The sequence below is a fragment of the Scandinavium sp. UTDF21-P1B genome (genome assembly GCF_040750395.1).
Classification (GTDB): domain Bacteria; phylum Pseudomonadota; class Gammaproteobacteria; order Enterobacterales; family Enterobacteriaceae; genus Scandinavium.
Genome location: NZ_JBFLVD010000029.1, coordinates 1 through 13,787, shown reverse-complemented (window position 1 = coordinate 13,787; position 13,787 = coordinate 1). Strand labels below are relative to the sequence as shown.

Sequence of the window (13,787 nt, the reverse complement as noted above, 5' to 3'; positions counted from 1 at the left end):
ATGAGTCTGAATTTCCTTGATTTCGAACAGCCGATTGCAGAGCTGGAAGCGAAAATCGATTCTCTGACGTCCGTTGGCCGTCAGGATGAAAAACTGGATATTAACATCGACGAAGAAGTGCATCGTCTGCGTGAAAAAAGCGTAGAGCTGACGCGTAAAATCTTCGCCGATCTCGGTGCATGGCAGGTTGCTCAGCTGGCTCGCCATCCGCAGCGCCCATATACCCTGGATTATCTGCGTCTGGCGTTCGATGAATTCGACGAGCTGGCAGGCGACCGCGCCTATGCCGATGACAAAGCTATCGTCGGCGGTATCGCGCGTCTTGATGGGCGTCCGGTGATGGTGATTGGCCATCAGAAAGGCCGTGAAACCAAAGAGAAAATCCGCCGTAACTTCGGCATGCCAGCGCCGGAAGGCTACCGTAAAGCGCTGCGCCTGATGGAAATGGCAGAGCGCTTCAACATGCCGATCGTGACCTTCATCGACACGCCGGGTGCGTATCCGGGCGTGGGCGCGGAAGAGCGCGGTCAGTCTGAAGCTATCGCACGTAACCTGCGTGAAATGTCTCGCCTGAAGGTGCCGGTAATCTGCACCGTAATCGGTGAAGGCGGCTCCGGCGGCGCACTGGCGATTGGCGTGGGCGATAAAGTGAATATGCTGCAGTACAGCACCTATTCCGTTATCTCTCCGGAAGGCTGTGCTTCCATTCTTTGGAAAAGCGCTGATAAAGCGCCGCTGGCCGCAGAAGCGATGGGCATTATTGCCCCGCGCCTGAAAGAGCTGAAGCTTATCGATACCGTCATCCCGGAACCACTGGGCGGCGCACACCGTAAGCCGGAAGTGATGGCTGCGAGCCTGAAAGCGCAGATCCTGGCGGATCTGGCCGATCTCGACGTGCTGAGCACCGAAGATCTGCTCAACCGTCGCTATCAGCGTCTGATGAGCTACGGCTACGCGTAAGAAAGCGTAAAGAGTGCTCTGAAAAAGCCACACTACGTGTGGCTTTTTTTATTTCCGCTATCCACCTGCGCTATGATTAACGGAGGTTTTTTCCAGGAGGAATGCGTGAATATTATCGCCATCATGGGGCCGCACGGCGTCTACCACAAAGATCAGCCGATTAAAGATCTTGAAGCGGCACTGACCCAACAGGGATTCAAAATTATCTGGCCGCAGAACAGCGCCGATCTCATTAAATTCGTTGAGCAAAATCCGCGGATCTGCGGGGTTATCTTCGACTGGGATGAGTACGGCGAAGACCTGTGCAGCGACATCAATCAGCTTAACGAATACCTGCCGCTGTATGCCTTCATCAATACCCATTCGACGCTCGACGTCAGCATCAACGATATGCGCATGGCGCTGTGGTTCTTTGAATACGCGCTCGGCGCGGCAGAAGACATCGCCACGCGTATAGGGCAATACACCAAAGAGTATCTCGACAACATTACCCCGCCGTTTACCCGCGCGCTGTTCAACTACGTGAAAGAGGGCAAGTATACCTTCTGCACACCGGGACACATGGCGGGTACGGCCTATCAGAAAAGCCCGGTCGGTTGCCTGTTCTATGACTTTTTTGGCGGCAATACGCTAAAGGCGGATGTCTCCATTTCCGTTACCGAACTGGGTTCCCTGCTCGATCATACCGGCCCACATCTGGAAGCCGAAGAGTACATTGCCCGCACCTTTGGTGCTGAGCAAAGCTATATGGTGACGAACGGCACCTCGACGTCGAACAAAATCGTCGGCATGTACGCCGCTCCGGCGGGAAGCACGCTGCTTATCGACCGCAACTGTCATAAGTCTTTGGCGCATTTACTGATGATGAGTGACGTGGTGCCGCTGTGGATGAAGCCAACGCGCAATGCACTGGGGATCCTCGGCGGTATTCCGAAGCGTGAATTCACCCGCGAGACAATTTCGCAAAAAGTAAATGCAACTGCCGGGGCGAAATGGCCGGTTCATGCGGTGATCACTAACTCCACCTACGACGGTCTGCTCTATAACACCACCTGGATTAAAGAGACGCTCGACGTGCCGTCGATTCACTTTGACTCCGCCTGGGTGCCGTACACCCATTTTCACCCGATTTATCAGGGAAAAAGCGGCATGAGCGGCGAGCGGGTGCCGGGGAAAGTGATCTACGAAACGCAGTCGACGCATAAAATGCTGGCGGCGCTGTCGCAGGCGTCGCTTATACACATCAAAGGCGATTACGATGAAGATACCTTCAACGAAGCCTTTATGATGCACACGTCTACTTCGCCGAGCTATCCGATAGTTGCCTCAATTGAAACCGCTGCGGCGATGCTGCGCGGCAATCCGGGTAAGCGCCTGATTAATCGCTCGGTTGAACGTGCGCTGCATTTCCGCAAAGAGGTTCAGCGTCTGCGTGAAGAGTCTGATGGCTGGTTCTTCGATATCTGGCAGCCGGAAAACGTCGATGAAGCAATGTGCTGGCCGGTATCACCGGGCGAAGAGTGGCACGGTTTTGCCGATGCTGATGCCGAACATATGTATCTCGATCCGGTAAAAGTGACCATTCTGACGCCGGGTATGGACGAGCAGGGCAACATGAGCGATGAAGGGATCCCGGCTGCGCTGGTGGCGAAGTTTCTTGATGAACGCGGCGTCGTGGTTGAGAAAACCGGGCCGTATAATCTGCTGTTTCTGTTCAGCATCGGCATCGACAAAACCCGTGCGATGGGGCTGCTGCGCGGCCTGACGGAGTTTAAAAGATCCTACGATTTGAATCTTCGCGTCAAAAATATGCTCCCGGATCTGTATGCTGAAGATCCTGATTTCTACCGCAATATGCGTATTCAGGATCTGGCGCAGGGGATCCATAAGCTGATTCGTCAGCATCAGCTGTCCCATTTGATGCTGCGTGCGTTTGACGTGCTGCCCGAAATGAAAATGACGCCGCACCAGGCCTGGCAGCGGCAGATCAAAGGAGAAGTTGAGACGATCGAAATCGAACAGCTGGTGGGGCGCGTATCGGCTAATATGATCCTGCCCTATCCGCCAGGCGTGCCGCTGCTGATGCCGGGGGAAATGATCACCGAGGAGAGTCGCGCCGTACTCGATTTTCTGCTGATGCTTTGCTCGATTGGCCGCCACTATCCCGGTTTTGAAACCGACATTCACGGCGCGAAGCGCGACGAGGATGGTGTGTACCGGGTACGAGTCTTAAAAGAGGCCTGAGTGCTTGCCTCAGGCGGGCCGGGGCAGGTAACGTGCTGCGACACCTCAAAGGAGAAAACATGCTCGGTTTAAAACAGGTTCACCATATCGCTATCATCGCCAGCAACTACGCCAACAGTAAGGCGTTCTATTGTGACATTCTCGGCTTCACGCTGGAGAGCGAGTTCTATCGCGAAGAGCGAGACTCCTGGAAGGGCGATCTGGCGCTCAACGGCCAGTACACTATCGAGCTGTTTTCTTTCCCTTTCCCGCCTGCGCGCCCGTCGCGACCCGAAGCCTGTGGCCTGCGTCATCTGGCCTTCAGCGTCGATGATATCGATGCGGCGGTCGCTCATCTGGAAAGCCACGGCGTGAAGTGTGAGGCGATTCGTGTCGATCCGTTCACCGAACGTCGGTTTACCTTCTTCAACGATCCGGACGGCCTGCCGCTGGAGCTGTATCAGCAATAAATCATGAATCTTAACTCCCTCGTCGATGCGTTACATCCCCACCGAAACATTCTGGTCGCCTTTAGCGGCGGCCTGGATTCGACGGTCCTTTTGCATCAGCTAGTGTATCTGCGTGAACGCACACCTGATTTACAGTTGCGCGCAATTCATGTCCATCATGGGATCAGTGCCAACGCTGATGCGTGGGTGGAGCACTGTCAGCAGGTTTGTACCGACTGGCAGGTACCGCTCATTGTCACAAGAGTCAGCCTCGCCGATGACGGAAAAGGGACAGAGGCTCACGCGCGTGAAGCCAGGTATCAGGCTTTCCGCGAGGCTTTGCGCGAGGGAGAAGTGCTGGTAACCGCGCAGCATATCGACGATCAATGTGAAACGCTGCTGCTGGCGCTGAAGCGGGGAAGTGGCCCTGCCGGGCTGTCGGCGATGGCCAATGATTCAGCGTTTGCCGGCACACGTCTGCTCAGGCCATTGCTTAACGAATCCCGGGTATCGCTGGAGTATTGGGCTATTTCCCACCAGCTGAGCTGGATTGAAGACGAAAGCAATCAGGACGATGCTTACGATCGCAACTTCCTGCGTCTTCGTGTCGTCCCTTTGCTTACTGAGCGCTGGCCGCACTTTTCTCAGGCCGTAGCACGTAGCGCGTCGCTGTGCGGTGAACAGGAACAGCTCCTGGATGAATTGCTTGCCGAAGAACTGGCGGCGTTGACGGGGGAATATGGGCAGATTGCGATTGAGCCCCTGTTGGCGGTCAGCGAGATCCGGCGAGCCGCCATTCTGCGCCGCTGGCTGGCGCAGCATCAGATGACGATGCCTTCGCGTGGCATGCTGGAACGCCTGTGGCAGGAGGTCGCCCTCGCGCGTGAAGATGCCGCCCCGCTGCTGCGCCTGGGGAACATTGACGTTCGCCGCTATCAGCAGCAGCTGTGGTTGGTTGCCGCATACAACCGTGAACTTTATTCGCAGCAGGCCTGGGCGGATACGGACCAGCCACTCTTGCTGCCAGGTTCCGGCGTGCTTCGCCTGGTTACCGGAGAGGAGATTCGCGCGCCGAAAGCGGATGAACCCGTAAGTATTCGTTATGCCGCTTCAGGAACGCTGCATATCGTTGGGCGTCAGGGTGGGCGAAAACTCAAGAAAATCTGGCAGGAGATGGGGGTCGCACCGTGGTTACGGGATACCACGCCGCTGCTTTTTTATGGTGATACGCTGATTGCAGCGGCGGGTTACTTTGTGACGGTTGAAGGGCAGTACAGGGAAGGAGAGGTCGGGCTGGCGCTTATCAGACAAAAAAACGGGCAGTAACACTGCCCGTTCAGGGGTTATTCGACGCTCACCACGACGGTACCGATTTCCGGGTGGCTGAAGCTTGCTATCTTGTCGAGTCGCAGTTCCCGGCTTTCGCCTGAGATCTCAACCACCAGATATTCGACGTTTTTTCGTGAGACTAAGTCACTGGCTTTCGCCTTCAGCGCTTCGCCATCCTTCAGTTCCAGTGCCAGAACAAGATGGTGCTGACAGGCGAGTTCGAGATTGTCATAGTCGTCACAGTTGATCGGTTGATAAGACTCATTCGTTGACATAATCGCTCACCAGTAAGTTTGCCGCCGCATACGCGGCTTTTTCCCTGACCGACTCTGAAATCGCGTCATCTGCCGCCACTTCATTCAATACTTTTAGCACACAACCCAGCGCATCCGGAATATATCCCAAGTCCCCGCTGGCTATTTCCGCATACCGCTTGCGTATTAACTCACAATAGTTTTCCACATGTCCTCCTGTCAGCGTTCTGACTTAACTGTGGGATGCAAGTTTAAGCCTACGAAGATAAACTCTGTTTAGCAAGGTGACTATACCATACTCATTTAAGCAATATCAGCAGGATGAGCGGTTCAGCGCTGAATTGGCGACAGCCTTTTGCGGCCGATTTCGGTACAATGGCCGCCAATTTTCAGGAGTAAAATCATGGCGCTGAAAGCGACTATTTATAAAGCGGTGGTGAACGTTGCCGATCTCGACCGTAACCAGTTCCTCGATGCCAGCCTGACGCTGGCTCGTCATCCGTCGGAAACCGAAGAGCGCATGATGCTGCGCCTGCTGGCATGGATCATGTATGCCGACGACCGGCTGCAGTTTACCCGCGGTCTCAGCGCGGAAGACGAGCCGGAAGTGTGGCTACTGAACGATCATCTGGGCGTGGATCTGTGGATTGAACTGGGCTTGCCGGACGAGCGGCGAATCAAAAAAGCCTGCTCTCGTTCGAAACAGGTGGCTCTGTTTGCCTACAACACCCGTGCGGCAGAGATTTGGTGGCAGCAAAATCAGGCTGCGCTTTCGGGATTTGATAACCTCACCGTCTGGTATTTCGACGATGCCCAACTCGCGCAGTTGATAGCATTCGCTGCGCGTAACATGACGCTGCAGGCGACGCTACAGGAGGGCACGCTATGGCTCTCCGACGCTCGGAATAATCTGGAAATTATTCCCGTTAACTGGCAACAACCGCAATGATCGTTATCTCCCGTCAGGTGGCTATTGCTGACGAAGAGGTGGAGATCACCGCTATTCGTGCGCAGGGCAACGGCGGACAGCACGTGAACAAAGCCTCTACGGCTATTCATCTGCGCTTTGACATCCGGGCCTCCGGCCTGCCAGAGTATTACAAATCGCGCCTGTTAGCTGCCAGCCACCATTTGATCACGGCTGATGGCATTATTATTATCAAGGCGCAGGAATATCGCAGTCAGGAAATGAATCGGGAAGCGGCGCTGGCACGACTGGTGTCAGTCATTCAGACGTTAACCGCCGAACAGAAGCATCGCCGTGCAACCCGCCCGACCCGCGCGTCGAAAGAGCGGCGTCTGGCGTCAAAATCACAAAAATCATCGGTGAAAGCGATGCGGGGAAAAGTTCGCCATGGCGGCGAATAACTCGATGAATTAAAAGCATAAGGAAATTAAAGTGAAGAAGGTACTGGTCGCCCTCGCAGCGATGGGCATACTGAGCGTATTGCCGGGCTGTAATAATCGTTCAGATGAGCAAACTCTGAAAGCCGGGCAGGAAGCTGCGCTACAGCCGATGCAGCAGAGCTGGCGTGGTGTGCTGCCATGTGCGGATTGCGAAGGCATTGAAACGACGCTGTTCCTCGAAAAAGATGGCACCTGGGTAATGAATGAGCGCTACCAGGGTGTGGCACATGAACCTTCGTCATTTGGTTCTTATGGCACCTGGGCACGCACTGCCGAGAAGCTGGTGCTTACTGACAGCCAGGGTGAGAAGTCCTACTACCGCGCGAAAGGCGATAAGCTGGAAATGCTGGACAGGGAAGGGAACCCTATTGTCTCTAAGCTGAACTACACGCTGGAGCCGGTTAAATCCAGCCTGCCGAATACGCCAATGGCCATGCGCGGCATGTATTCCTACATGGCCGATGCCGCCACCTTCACCGATTGTGCAACCGGTAAACGCGTTGCCGTGGCGAATAATGCGCAGCTGGAACGTGACTATGCCGCCGCGCGTGGAACGGCAACGAAGCCGGTGCTGCTGACGGTGGAAGCGCACTTTACGCTGGAGCCAAACCCGGACACGGGCGAACAGGTCAAGACGCTGAAGACGGATAAAGACGCGAAGTTTATGCCTGGGAAAGAGTGCAGGAATTAAGTTAGCGCAGATAAATGAAAAAGGCCTCGCACTGCGAGGCCTTTGTGTTTTTAGCCTTTGATGGCCTTCACCAGGTAGTTGAGGATCTCCCCGGTTTTAATCATCTGCTTCTCGCCGTTGCGACGGTATTTGTATTCGATGTCGTCGCTGTCGAGGTTACGATCGCCGATGACGATAGTGTGCGGAATGCCAATCAGCTCCATGTCAGCGAACATCACGCCCGGACGCTCTTTACGGTCGTCCATCAGCACTTCGATGCCCTGTGCGCGCAGTTCAGCGTAGAGTTTCTCCGCCAGTTCCTGCACGCGGTAGGATTTGTGCATGTTCATCGGCAGGATAGCGACCTGGAACGGAGCGATGTTGTCCGGCCAGACGATACCGCGCTCATCGTGGTTCTGCTCAATGGCCGCTGCGACCACACGCGTAACGCCGATACCGTAACAGCCCATAGTCAGCGTCTGGTTACGACCATCTTCACCCTGAACGGCAGCCTTCATCGCTTCGGAATATTTGGTGCCGAGCTGGAAGATATGGCCAACTTCGATACCGCGTTTGATAAGCAACGTACCTTTGCCGTCCGGGCTTGGATCGCCCGCCACAACGTTACGAATGTCTGCTACTTCCGGCGTCGCTACATCGCGATCCCAGTTAATGCCGAAGTAGTGCTTGCCGTCCACGTTTGCGCCAGCGGCGAAATCGCTCATGGCGGCAACGGTACGGTCAATTACCACCGGAACAGGCATATTGATTGGACCCAGAGAGCCCGGACCTGCGTTGGCGACGGCACGGATTTCTGCTTCGGTCGCGAAAGTCAGCGGACTGGCGACCTGCGGCAGTTTCTCCGCTTTAACTTCATTCAGCTCGTGATCGCCACGTACCAGCAGCGCGACCAGCGGATAGCTGCTGCCTTCAACGGCTTTCACCAGCAGCGTTTTCACGGTTTTTTCAACCGGCAGACCAAACTGCTCAACCAGCTCAGCGATGGTTTTGGCATTTGGCGTATCGACCAGCGTCATTTCCTTCGTCGCGGCTGCGCGAGGTTCTTTCGGTGCCAGCGCTTCAGCGAACTCAATATTTGCCGCAAAGTCAGAGGCGTCAGAGAAGATAACGTCATCTTCACCGCTGGAAGCCAGAACCTGGAATTCATGAGACGCGCTGCCGCCAATCGAACCGGTATCTGCCTGAACGGCGCGGAAATCCAGACCCATACGGCTGAATATTTTGCTGTAGGCTGCATACATCGCGTCGTAGGTTTCCTGCAGGGATTCCTGAGATGTATGGAACGAGTAGGCGTCTTTCATGACGAATTCACGGGAACGCATTACGCCGAAGCGTGGGCGTACTTCGTCACGGAATTTTGTCTGGATCTGGAAGAGATTCAGCGGCAGCTGTTTGTAAGAGCTCAGCTCATTACGCATCAGGTCGGTGATCACTTCTTCATGCGTTGGGCCGAGCACAAACGGACGATCGCCGCGATCGGCAATACGCAGCAGCTCAGGACCGTACTGTTCCCAGCGGCCGCTCTCTTCCCAGAGGTCAGCGGGCTGAACCACCGGCATCAATACCTCAATGGCACCGGCGTTGTTCATCTCTTCACGCACGATGTTTTCGACTTTTTTCAGGACGCGCACGCCGGTCGGCAGCCAGGTATATAACCCGGAAGCGAGCTTGCGAATCATCCCGGCGCGCAGCATCAGCTGGTGGCTGATAACCTCGGCGTCGGCAGGTGTCTCCTTCAGCGTGGAGAGCAGGTATTGACTAGTACGCATGTTATTACGGTTCCATTTGAACGATGGGCGCAGGCGGGGTTGCCCGCCTGATACAAAAAAAGTGGTTTAGTTTATCAGCCTGGCAGAGTTGTCAAAAGAGAGGAGGCGAAAATTAGCGAGCTTCTAAAGCAAAGACTTCGAACCCCGCATCGGTCACGCGCCAGCGGACGTTAAAATCGTGTAGCCAGACGGCGTAGGTTTTCCCGGTTTCCTCGCCTTTACGATAGGCCGGACGAGGATCCTGAGCCAGCACGTCGGCAATAAACGCACGCAGATGAGGGTAGCGCTTTTCCAGAACAGGAAACTGGCTTTCCAGTTCCGCTGTGAAGCTGATATTAACGCTAGCCACAGGCGCCTGCTGGGCGTAGCTCGCCTGCGCGTCCGGCAACGCTTCGGCGAAAGGCAAATAAGGTTTGATATCAACAACTGGCGTGCCGTCGACCAGATCGAGGCCGCCCAACTGCAGAATGACCTGATCTTTGTGGCAGCGCACGCCTTTCAGCTCAACAAGCGACATTCCAATAGGGTTCGGGCGAAACGTCGAACGGGTGGCAAACACGCCCATTCTGGCGTTACCCCCTAAGCGCGGTGGACGCACGGTAGGTCGCCAGCCGCCTTCCATGGTTTGATGGAAAACAAACAGTACCCAAAGATGGCTGAAATCTTCCAGACCCCGAACGGCGTCAGTCTGATTGTAGGGTGGAAGGAGGTGAAGCTCGCCGCTGCCGTATTGTACCAGGCCAGGCTGGCGGGGTACGGCAAACTTCTCTTTATAGGGTGAGCGGATAACGCCTATCTGCTCGAAGGAAAATCCACTCATTGCGCCGAAACGTTGAGGGCGGTGCCAAGGCAGACGGCCTGGCGGTAGCAGCCAGGCGTACCGCTGGTGACTTCACAGCTGTGCAGAAGAACGGCGTTGGCCCTCATTTTGGCTGCGTTGATTTGCAGGCGCTTGCGAGCTGTCGGGATATTCGGTGGGGAGTCCTGATTAGAGGCCTGGCAGGATTCGCCGCTGACTTCACCGAGATCGCGGAACGGTTTCCCGACCAGCTCTTCGGCACTGTTATAGATTCTTACTGGCGCAGGGCGCGTAGCTTTTGGTTTCGCTGGCTCTGTTTTGGCAGGCGCGGCGGTGCTTTGTACTGGTTCGACAGGAGATCTGCTCAGCATTGAACAGCCGCTCAGGATGAGCGTTAAGAAACAGATCGGTAAAGCACGCATAGGATTCCCTCAATAAATAAAAGCCGACCGTTTTGAATCAGGCGGCGGCCAAAAATGACAAGACGGGCATAAAGCCCGTCCTGAATAATATTACTTTGTGAAAAGATTACCAGCCTTTAACGGCACCACCGTTGAAGATCTTGTTCGCAGCTTCGTACACTTCATCAGAGTGATACGCTTCAACGAATTTCTTCACGTTTTCCGCATCTTTGTTGTCTTCGCGGCTCACGATCAGGTTCACGTATGGGGAGTCTTTGTCTTCAACAAAGATGCCGTCTTTTGCTGGCGTCAGGCCAATCTGGCTGGCGTAAGTGGTATTGATAACGGCCAGAGCAATCTGAGCGTCGTCAAGAGAACGCGGCAGCTGAGGCGCTTCCAGCTCAACAATTTTCAGGTTTTTTGGATTCTCGGTAACGTCCAGAACGGTTGGCAGCAGACCCACGCCGTCTTTCAGTTTGATCAGACCCACTTTCTGCAGCAGCAGCAGGGAGCGGCCAAGGTTGGTTGGATCGTTAGGTACGGCAACCTGAGAGCCGGGCTGCAGCTCATCCAGGGATTTGATTTTTTTGGAGTAGCCTGCAATCGGGTAAACGAAGGTATTGCCGACCGCAACCAGTTTGTAGCCGCGATCTTTGATCTGCTGATCCAGATATGGCTTGTGCTGGAAGGCGTTGGCGTCAATGTCGCCTTTGCTCAGCGCTTCGTTTGGCAGTACGTAGTCGTTGAAAGTTACCAGTTCAACGTCGAGGCCGTATTTCTCTTTCGCCACTTTCTGAGCGACTTCAGCAACCTGCTGTTCAGCACCCACGATCACGCCTACTTTAATATGGTTTGGGTCTTTCTCATCCTGACCGCAACCCACCAGTGCCAGAGAACCAATCAGGGCACCCACTGCCGCAAAGGTTTTAAACTTGAACGCCATTTTCTTTCCTTAAACTCTTAGAGTTGTATGTTGTGTGTAACGTTACTTGTGAGTGACAGCCCGGACGATGCGATCGCCAGAGAATTGAATTAAATAAACCAGAACCACCAGTAATACCAGAACGGTATTCATAACCGTAGCGTTATAACCAATGTAGCCGTACTGATAGCCAATCTGGCCCAGACCACCGGCACCAACGGCACCGCCCATTGCAGAGTAGCCGACCAGGGTAATTAGCGTAATGGTAGCCGCGTTCACCAGGCCCGGCAGCGCTTCTGGCAGCAGGACTTTGCGTACAATTTGCATGGCTGTTGCGCCCATGGCGCGTGAAGCTTCAATCAGGCCCGTAGGGATTTCCAGCAGGGCGTTTTCTACCATGCGGGCAATAAACGGAGCTGCGCCGACGGTCAGCGGGACGATCGCCGCCTGAAGGCCAATTGAGGTTCCGACAATCACGCGAGTGAAGGGAATCATCCAGACCAGCAGGATAATAAAAGGAATAGAACGGAAGATGTTTACGACCGCAGAAAGGGTACGATACAGCTTCGCGCTTTCGGCAATCTGACCCGGACGAGTGACGTACAGCAGCACGCCTACCGGCAGGCCCAGCACAAAGCCAAAGAAACCGGAAACAAAGGTCATCGCCAGCGTTTCCCAGACGCCGCGCGCCAGCAACCACATCATTGGCTCAGACATAACCTAGTACCTCTACTTTTACATGGTGTTCCTGCAGCCAGCTGATGGCCGCCTGCGTATCTTCTTGTGTGCCGTGCATTTCGGTCAGCATGATGCCGAACTTCACGCCGCCTGCGTAATCCATCTGCGCGCTGATAATGTTGTTATTCACGTTAAAGCGGCGCGCGGTTTCCGATAACAAAGGGGCATCAACGGACTGGCCGGTAAACTCCATGCGCAGCATCGGGACGCTGTCAGATTGCTGTTCAGGCTTCAGGCGAGCCAGATAATCTTCCGGAATATCCAGATGCAGCGTGGACTGAATAAACTGCTGCGCCAGCGGCGTTTTCGGATGAGAGAACACTTCACTGACGGTGTCCTGCTCAATCAGCTCGCCGTTGCTGATCACGGCCACGCAGTCACAGATGCGTTTCACGACATCCATTTCATGCGTAATAAGGAGAATGGTCAGGCCCAGGCGACGGTTGATGTCCTTCAGCAGCTCGAGAATTGAACGGGTTGTGGCGGGATCCAGCGCGCTGGTGGCCTCATCGCATAACAGTACTTTAGGGTTGCTTGCCAGGGCGCGTGCGATCGCGACACGCTGTTTTTGCCCGCCGGAGAGGTTGCCCGGGTAGCTGTCGTGTTTATCTGCCAGGCCAACAAGGTCGAGCAGCTCGGTTACGCGACGTTTGATTTCCTCTTTTGGCGTGTTGTCCAGCTCCAGCGGCAAAGCTACGTTGCCAAATACGGTACGGGAGGACAGCAGATTAAAGTGCTGGAAAATCATGCCTATCTGGCGACGAGCTTTGGTTAACTGGGATTCAGAAAGGGCGGTTAAGTCCTGGCCATCAACCAGAACGCTTCCCTGGGTTGGGCGCTCAAGTAAATTAACGCAGCGGATCAGGGTGCTTTTACCTGCACCTGACGCGCCGATGACGCCGTAAATTTGTCCTGCAGGAACATGCAGGCTGACATTATTCAGTGCCTGAATGGTTCTGTGACCCTGCTGGAACACTTTGGTGATATTCGAAAGTTTAATCATTAGCTATTTATTATCGTGTAGTGATTTGCCGTGGCATTTTCTGCTGTTGCACAGCGCAGAGACCGTCAATGAAATGGATGGTAAGGCATCCAGACGTCTAAATCAATCCGGAGCGGCGATAATGAGCACTTTATTGGCGTCAGAAACATGAGATACTAGCGGCACAAGCCTTATTCAGGAGTAAACCGGTGGCAAAAACCGTTCCCGCTATTTTCTTAGACCGTGATGGCACCATTAATGTCGATCATGGCTACGTCCACGAAATTGATGCATTTGAGTTTATCGATGGCGTCATTGACGCTATGCGCGAGCTGAAAGAGATGGGCTACGCGTTGGTGCTGGTAACCAACCAGTCCGGTATTGCGCGCGGTAAATTTACGGAAGCGCAGTTCGAAACTCTGACCGAGTGGATGGACTGGTCACTGGCCGACCGTGGCGTCGATCTGGATGGCATCTATTATTGTCCTCACCATCCGCAGGGCACGGTTGAAGAGTTTCGCCAGGTGTGCGATTGCCGTAAGCCGCACCCGGGAATGCTTATCTCTGCTCGTGATTTCCTGCATATCGATATGGACGCCTCTTTTATGGTTGGCGACAAAGTTGAAGATATGCAGGCCGCTGCTGCCGCAGGCGTTGGAACGAAGGTCCTGGTCCGTACCGGCAAACCTGTTACCAATGAGGCTGAAAATGCAGCTGATTGGGTGATTGATAGCCTGGCAGCGTTGCCTGCAGCCATCAAAAAGCAGAAAAAGTAGGCTTTGAGGCGAAAAGATGAGCGGTTGAAATAAAAATGTATTTTTCCGCTTGTCATTCCTCGGGAGCTCCCTATAATGCGCCTCCAT

The 13,787-nt window shown here is 54.5% G+C and carries 16 protein-coding genes; 8 read left to right on the top strand and 8 right to left on the bottom strand.

Features of this window, described 5'->3' with window-relative positions; all coding sequences use genetic code 11:
• The 4 genes from accA (at window position 1) to tilS (ending at window position 4,958) form a co-directional block, all read left to right on the top strand.
• Window positions 1-960 (top strand): acetyl-CoA carboxylase carboxyl transferase subunit alpha, encoded by a 960-nt coding sequence (accA, locus tag AB1287_RS19795; protein ID WP_312626242.1) that lies wholly within the window; start codon window positions 1-3, stop codon window positions 958-960.
• Window positions 961-1,065: 105 nt separating this feature from the next.
• Window positions 1,066-3,204, top strand: a complete 2,139-nt coding sequence (locus tag AB1287_RS19790; protein ID WP_312626244.1) for a lysine decarboxylase LdcC — start codon at window positions 1,066-1,068, stop codon at window positions 3,202-3,204.
• A gap of 59 nt (window positions 3,205-3,263) precedes the next feature.
• Window positions 3,264-3,653, top strand: coding sequence for a VOC family protein (locus tag AB1287_RS19785; RefSeq protein WP_312626246.1), 390 nt, complete (start codon window positions 3,264-3,266; stop codon window positions 3,651-3,653).
• 3 nt (window positions 3,654-3,656) lie between these two features.
• Window positions 3,657-4,958: a tRNA lysidine(34) synthetase TilS gene (gene tilS, locus AB1287_RS19780; protein WP_435618847.1), complete on the top strand. Its 1,302-nt coding sequence runs from the start codon at window positions 3,657-3,659 to the stop codon at window positions 4,956-4,958.
• 17 nt (window positions 4,959-4,975) lie between these two features.
• Here tilS and rof read toward each other — a convergent pair whose 3' ends face one another.
• Complete coding sequence (rof, locus tag AB1287_RS19775) at window positions 4,976-5,236, bottom strand: Rho-binding antiterminator (protein ID WP_312626249.1); 261 nt, start codon at window positions 5,234-5,236, stop codon at window positions 4,976-4,978.
• Window positions 5,223-5,423: a YaeP family protein gene (locus AB1287_RS19770; RefSeq protein ID WP_312626250.1), complete on the bottom strand. Its 201-nt coding sequence runs from the start codon at window positions 5,421-5,423 to the stop codon at window positions 5,223-5,225. Before AB1287_RS19770 ends, rof begins: the two co-directional genes overlap by 14 nt.
• Before the next feature lie 195 nt (window positions 5,424-5,618).
• On the opposite strand from AB1287_RS19770, the gene AB1287_RS19765 reads away from it, so the two are divergent.
• The 3 genes from AB1287_RS19765 to nlpE are packed head-to-tail and all read left to right on the top strand — an operon-like array spanning window position 5,619 to window position 7,313.
• Window positions 5,619-6,164: a YaeQ family protein gene (locus AB1287_RS19765; protein WP_435618846.1), complete on the top strand. Its 546-nt coding sequence runs from the start codon at window positions 5,619-5,621 to the stop codon at window positions 6,162-6,164.
• Window positions 6,161-6,583 (top strand): alternative ribosome rescue aminoacyl-tRNA hydrolase ArfB, encoded by a 423-nt coding sequence (gene arfB / locus AB1287_RS19760; RefSeq protein ID WP_312626253.1) that lies wholly within the window; start codon window positions 6,161-6,163, stop codon window positions 6,581-6,583. Before AB1287_RS19765 ends, arfB begins: the two co-directional genes overlap by 4 nt.
• Before the next feature lie 31 nt (window positions 6,584-6,614).
• Window positions 6,615-7,313, top strand: a complete 699-nt coding sequence (nlpE, locus tag AB1287_RS19755; RefSeq protein ID WP_435618845.1) for an envelope stress response activation lipoprotein NlpE — start codon at window positions 6,615-6,617, stop codon at window positions 7,311-7,313.
• Window positions 7,314-7,363: 50 nt separating this feature from the next.
• Here the strand turns inward: nlpE and proS are convergent, their stop codons facing one another.
• The 6 genes from proS to metN all read right to left on the bottom strand — a co-directional run bounded on the left by proS (window position 7,364) and on the right by metN (window position 12,945).
• On the bottom strand, window positions 7,364-9,082 hold the full coding sequence (proS, locus tag AB1287_RS19750; protein WP_435618844.1) for a proline--tRNA ligase: 1,719 nt from the start codon (window positions 9,080-9,082) through the stop codon (window positions 7,364-7,366).
• Between the two features lie 112 nt (window positions 9,083-9,194).
• Window positions 9,195-9,902 carry a tRNA (N6-threonylcarbamoyladenosine(37)-N6)-methyltransferase TrmO gene (tsaA, locus tag AB1287_RS19745; RefSeq protein ID WP_312626257.1) on the bottom strand — a complete coding sequence of 236 codons (708 nt, stop codon included), beginning with the start codon at window positions 9,900-9,902 and terminating at the stop codon, window positions 9,195-9,197.
• Window positions 9,899-10,303: an Rcs stress response system protein RcsF gene (rcsF, locus tag AB1287_RS19740; protein WP_312626259.1), complete on the bottom strand. Its 405-nt coding sequence runs from the start codon at window positions 10,301-10,303 to the stop codon at window positions 9,899-9,901. Before rcsF ends, tsaA begins: the two co-directional genes overlap by 4 nt.
• Window positions 10,304-10,409: 106 nt before the next feature.
• The gene (gene metQ, locus AB1287_RS19735; RefSeq protein WP_312626261.1) at window positions 10,410-11,225 is read right to left on the bottom strand and encodes a methionine ABC transporter substrate-binding lipoprotein MetQ; all 816 of its coding nucleotides are present in this window, start codon (window positions 11,223-11,225) and stop codon (window positions 10,410-10,412) included.
• 42 nt (window positions 11,226-11,267) lie between these two features.
• Entirely contained in the window at window positions 11,268-11,921 is a 654-nt protein-coding gene (locus AB1287_RS19730) for a methionine ABC transporter permease MetI (protein WP_312626262.1), read from the bottom strand.
• The gene (gene metN / locus AB1287_RS19725; RefSeq protein ID WP_435618843.1) at window positions 11,914-12,945 is read right to left on the bottom strand and encodes a methionine ABC transporter ATP-binding protein MetN; all 1,032 of its coding nucleotides are present in this window, start codon (window positions 12,943-12,945) and stop codon (window positions 11,914-11,916) included. Before metN ends, AB1287_RS19730 begins: the two co-directional genes overlap by 8 nt.
• A gap of 188 nt (window positions 12,946-13,133) precedes the next feature.
• On the opposite strand from metN, the gene gmhB reads away from it, so the two are divergent.
• Window positions 13,134-13,700, top strand: a complete 567-nt coding sequence (gene gmhB, locus AB1287_RS19720) for a D-glycero-beta-D-manno-heptose 1,7-bisphosphate 7-phosphatase (protein WP_312626264.1) — start codon at window positions 13,134-13,136, stop codon at window positions 13,698-13,700.
• The last annotated feature ends 87 nt before the right edge of the window (window positions 13,701-13,787 follow it).

What these genes read in the sequence shown, in the direction of transcription:
- accA (WP_312626242.1), top strand. Translation starts at nt 1, where the DNA reads ATGAGTCTGAATTTCCTTGATTTCGAACAGCCGATTGCAGAGCTGGAA.
- AB1287_RS19785 (WP_312626246.1), top strand. Translation starts at nt 3,264, where the DNA reads ATGCTCGGTTTAAAACAGGTTCACCATATCGCTATCATCGCCAGCAAC.
- tilS (WP_435618847.1), top strand. Translation starts at nt 3,657, where the DNA reads ATGAATCTTAACTCCCTCGTCGATGCGTTACATCCCCACCGAAACATT.
- rof (WP_312626249.1), bottom strand. Translation starts at nt 5,236, where the DNA reads ATGTCAACGAATGAGTCTTATCAACCGATCAACTGTGACGACTATGAC.
- AB1287_RS19765 (WP_435618846.1), top strand. Translation starts at nt 5,619, where the DNA reads ATGGCGCTGAAAGCGACTATTTATAAAGCGGTGGTGAACGTTGCCGAT.
- arfB (WP_312626253.1), top strand. Translation starts at nt 6,161, where the DNA reads ATGATCGTTATCTCCCGTCAGGTGGCTATTGCTGACGAAGAGGTGGAG.
- proS (WP_435618844.1), bottom strand. Translation starts at nt 9,082, where the DNA reads ATGCGTACTAGTCAATACCTGCTCTCCACGCTGAAGGAGACACCTGCC.
- tsaA (WP_312626257.1), bottom strand. Translation starts at nt 9,902, where the DNA reads ATGAGTGGATTTTCCTTCGAGCAGATAGGCGTTATCCGCTCACCCTAT.
- rcsF (WP_312626259.1), bottom strand. Translation starts at nt 10,303, where the DNA reads ATGCGTGCTTTACCGATCTGTTTCTTAACGCTCATCCTGAGCGGCTGT.
- metQ (WP_312626261.1), bottom strand. Translation starts at nt 11,225, where the DNA reads ATGGCGTTCAAGTTTAAAACCTTTGCGGCAGTGGGTGCCCTGATTGGT.
- AB1287_RS19730 (WP_312626262.1), bottom strand. Translation starts at nt 11,921, where the DNA reads ATGTCTGAGCCAATGATGTGGTTGCTGGCGCGCGGCGTCTGGGAAACG.
- metN (WP_435618843.1), bottom strand. Translation starts at nt 12,945, where the DNA reads ATGATTAAACTTTCGAATATCACCAAAGTGTTCCAGCAGGGTCACAGA.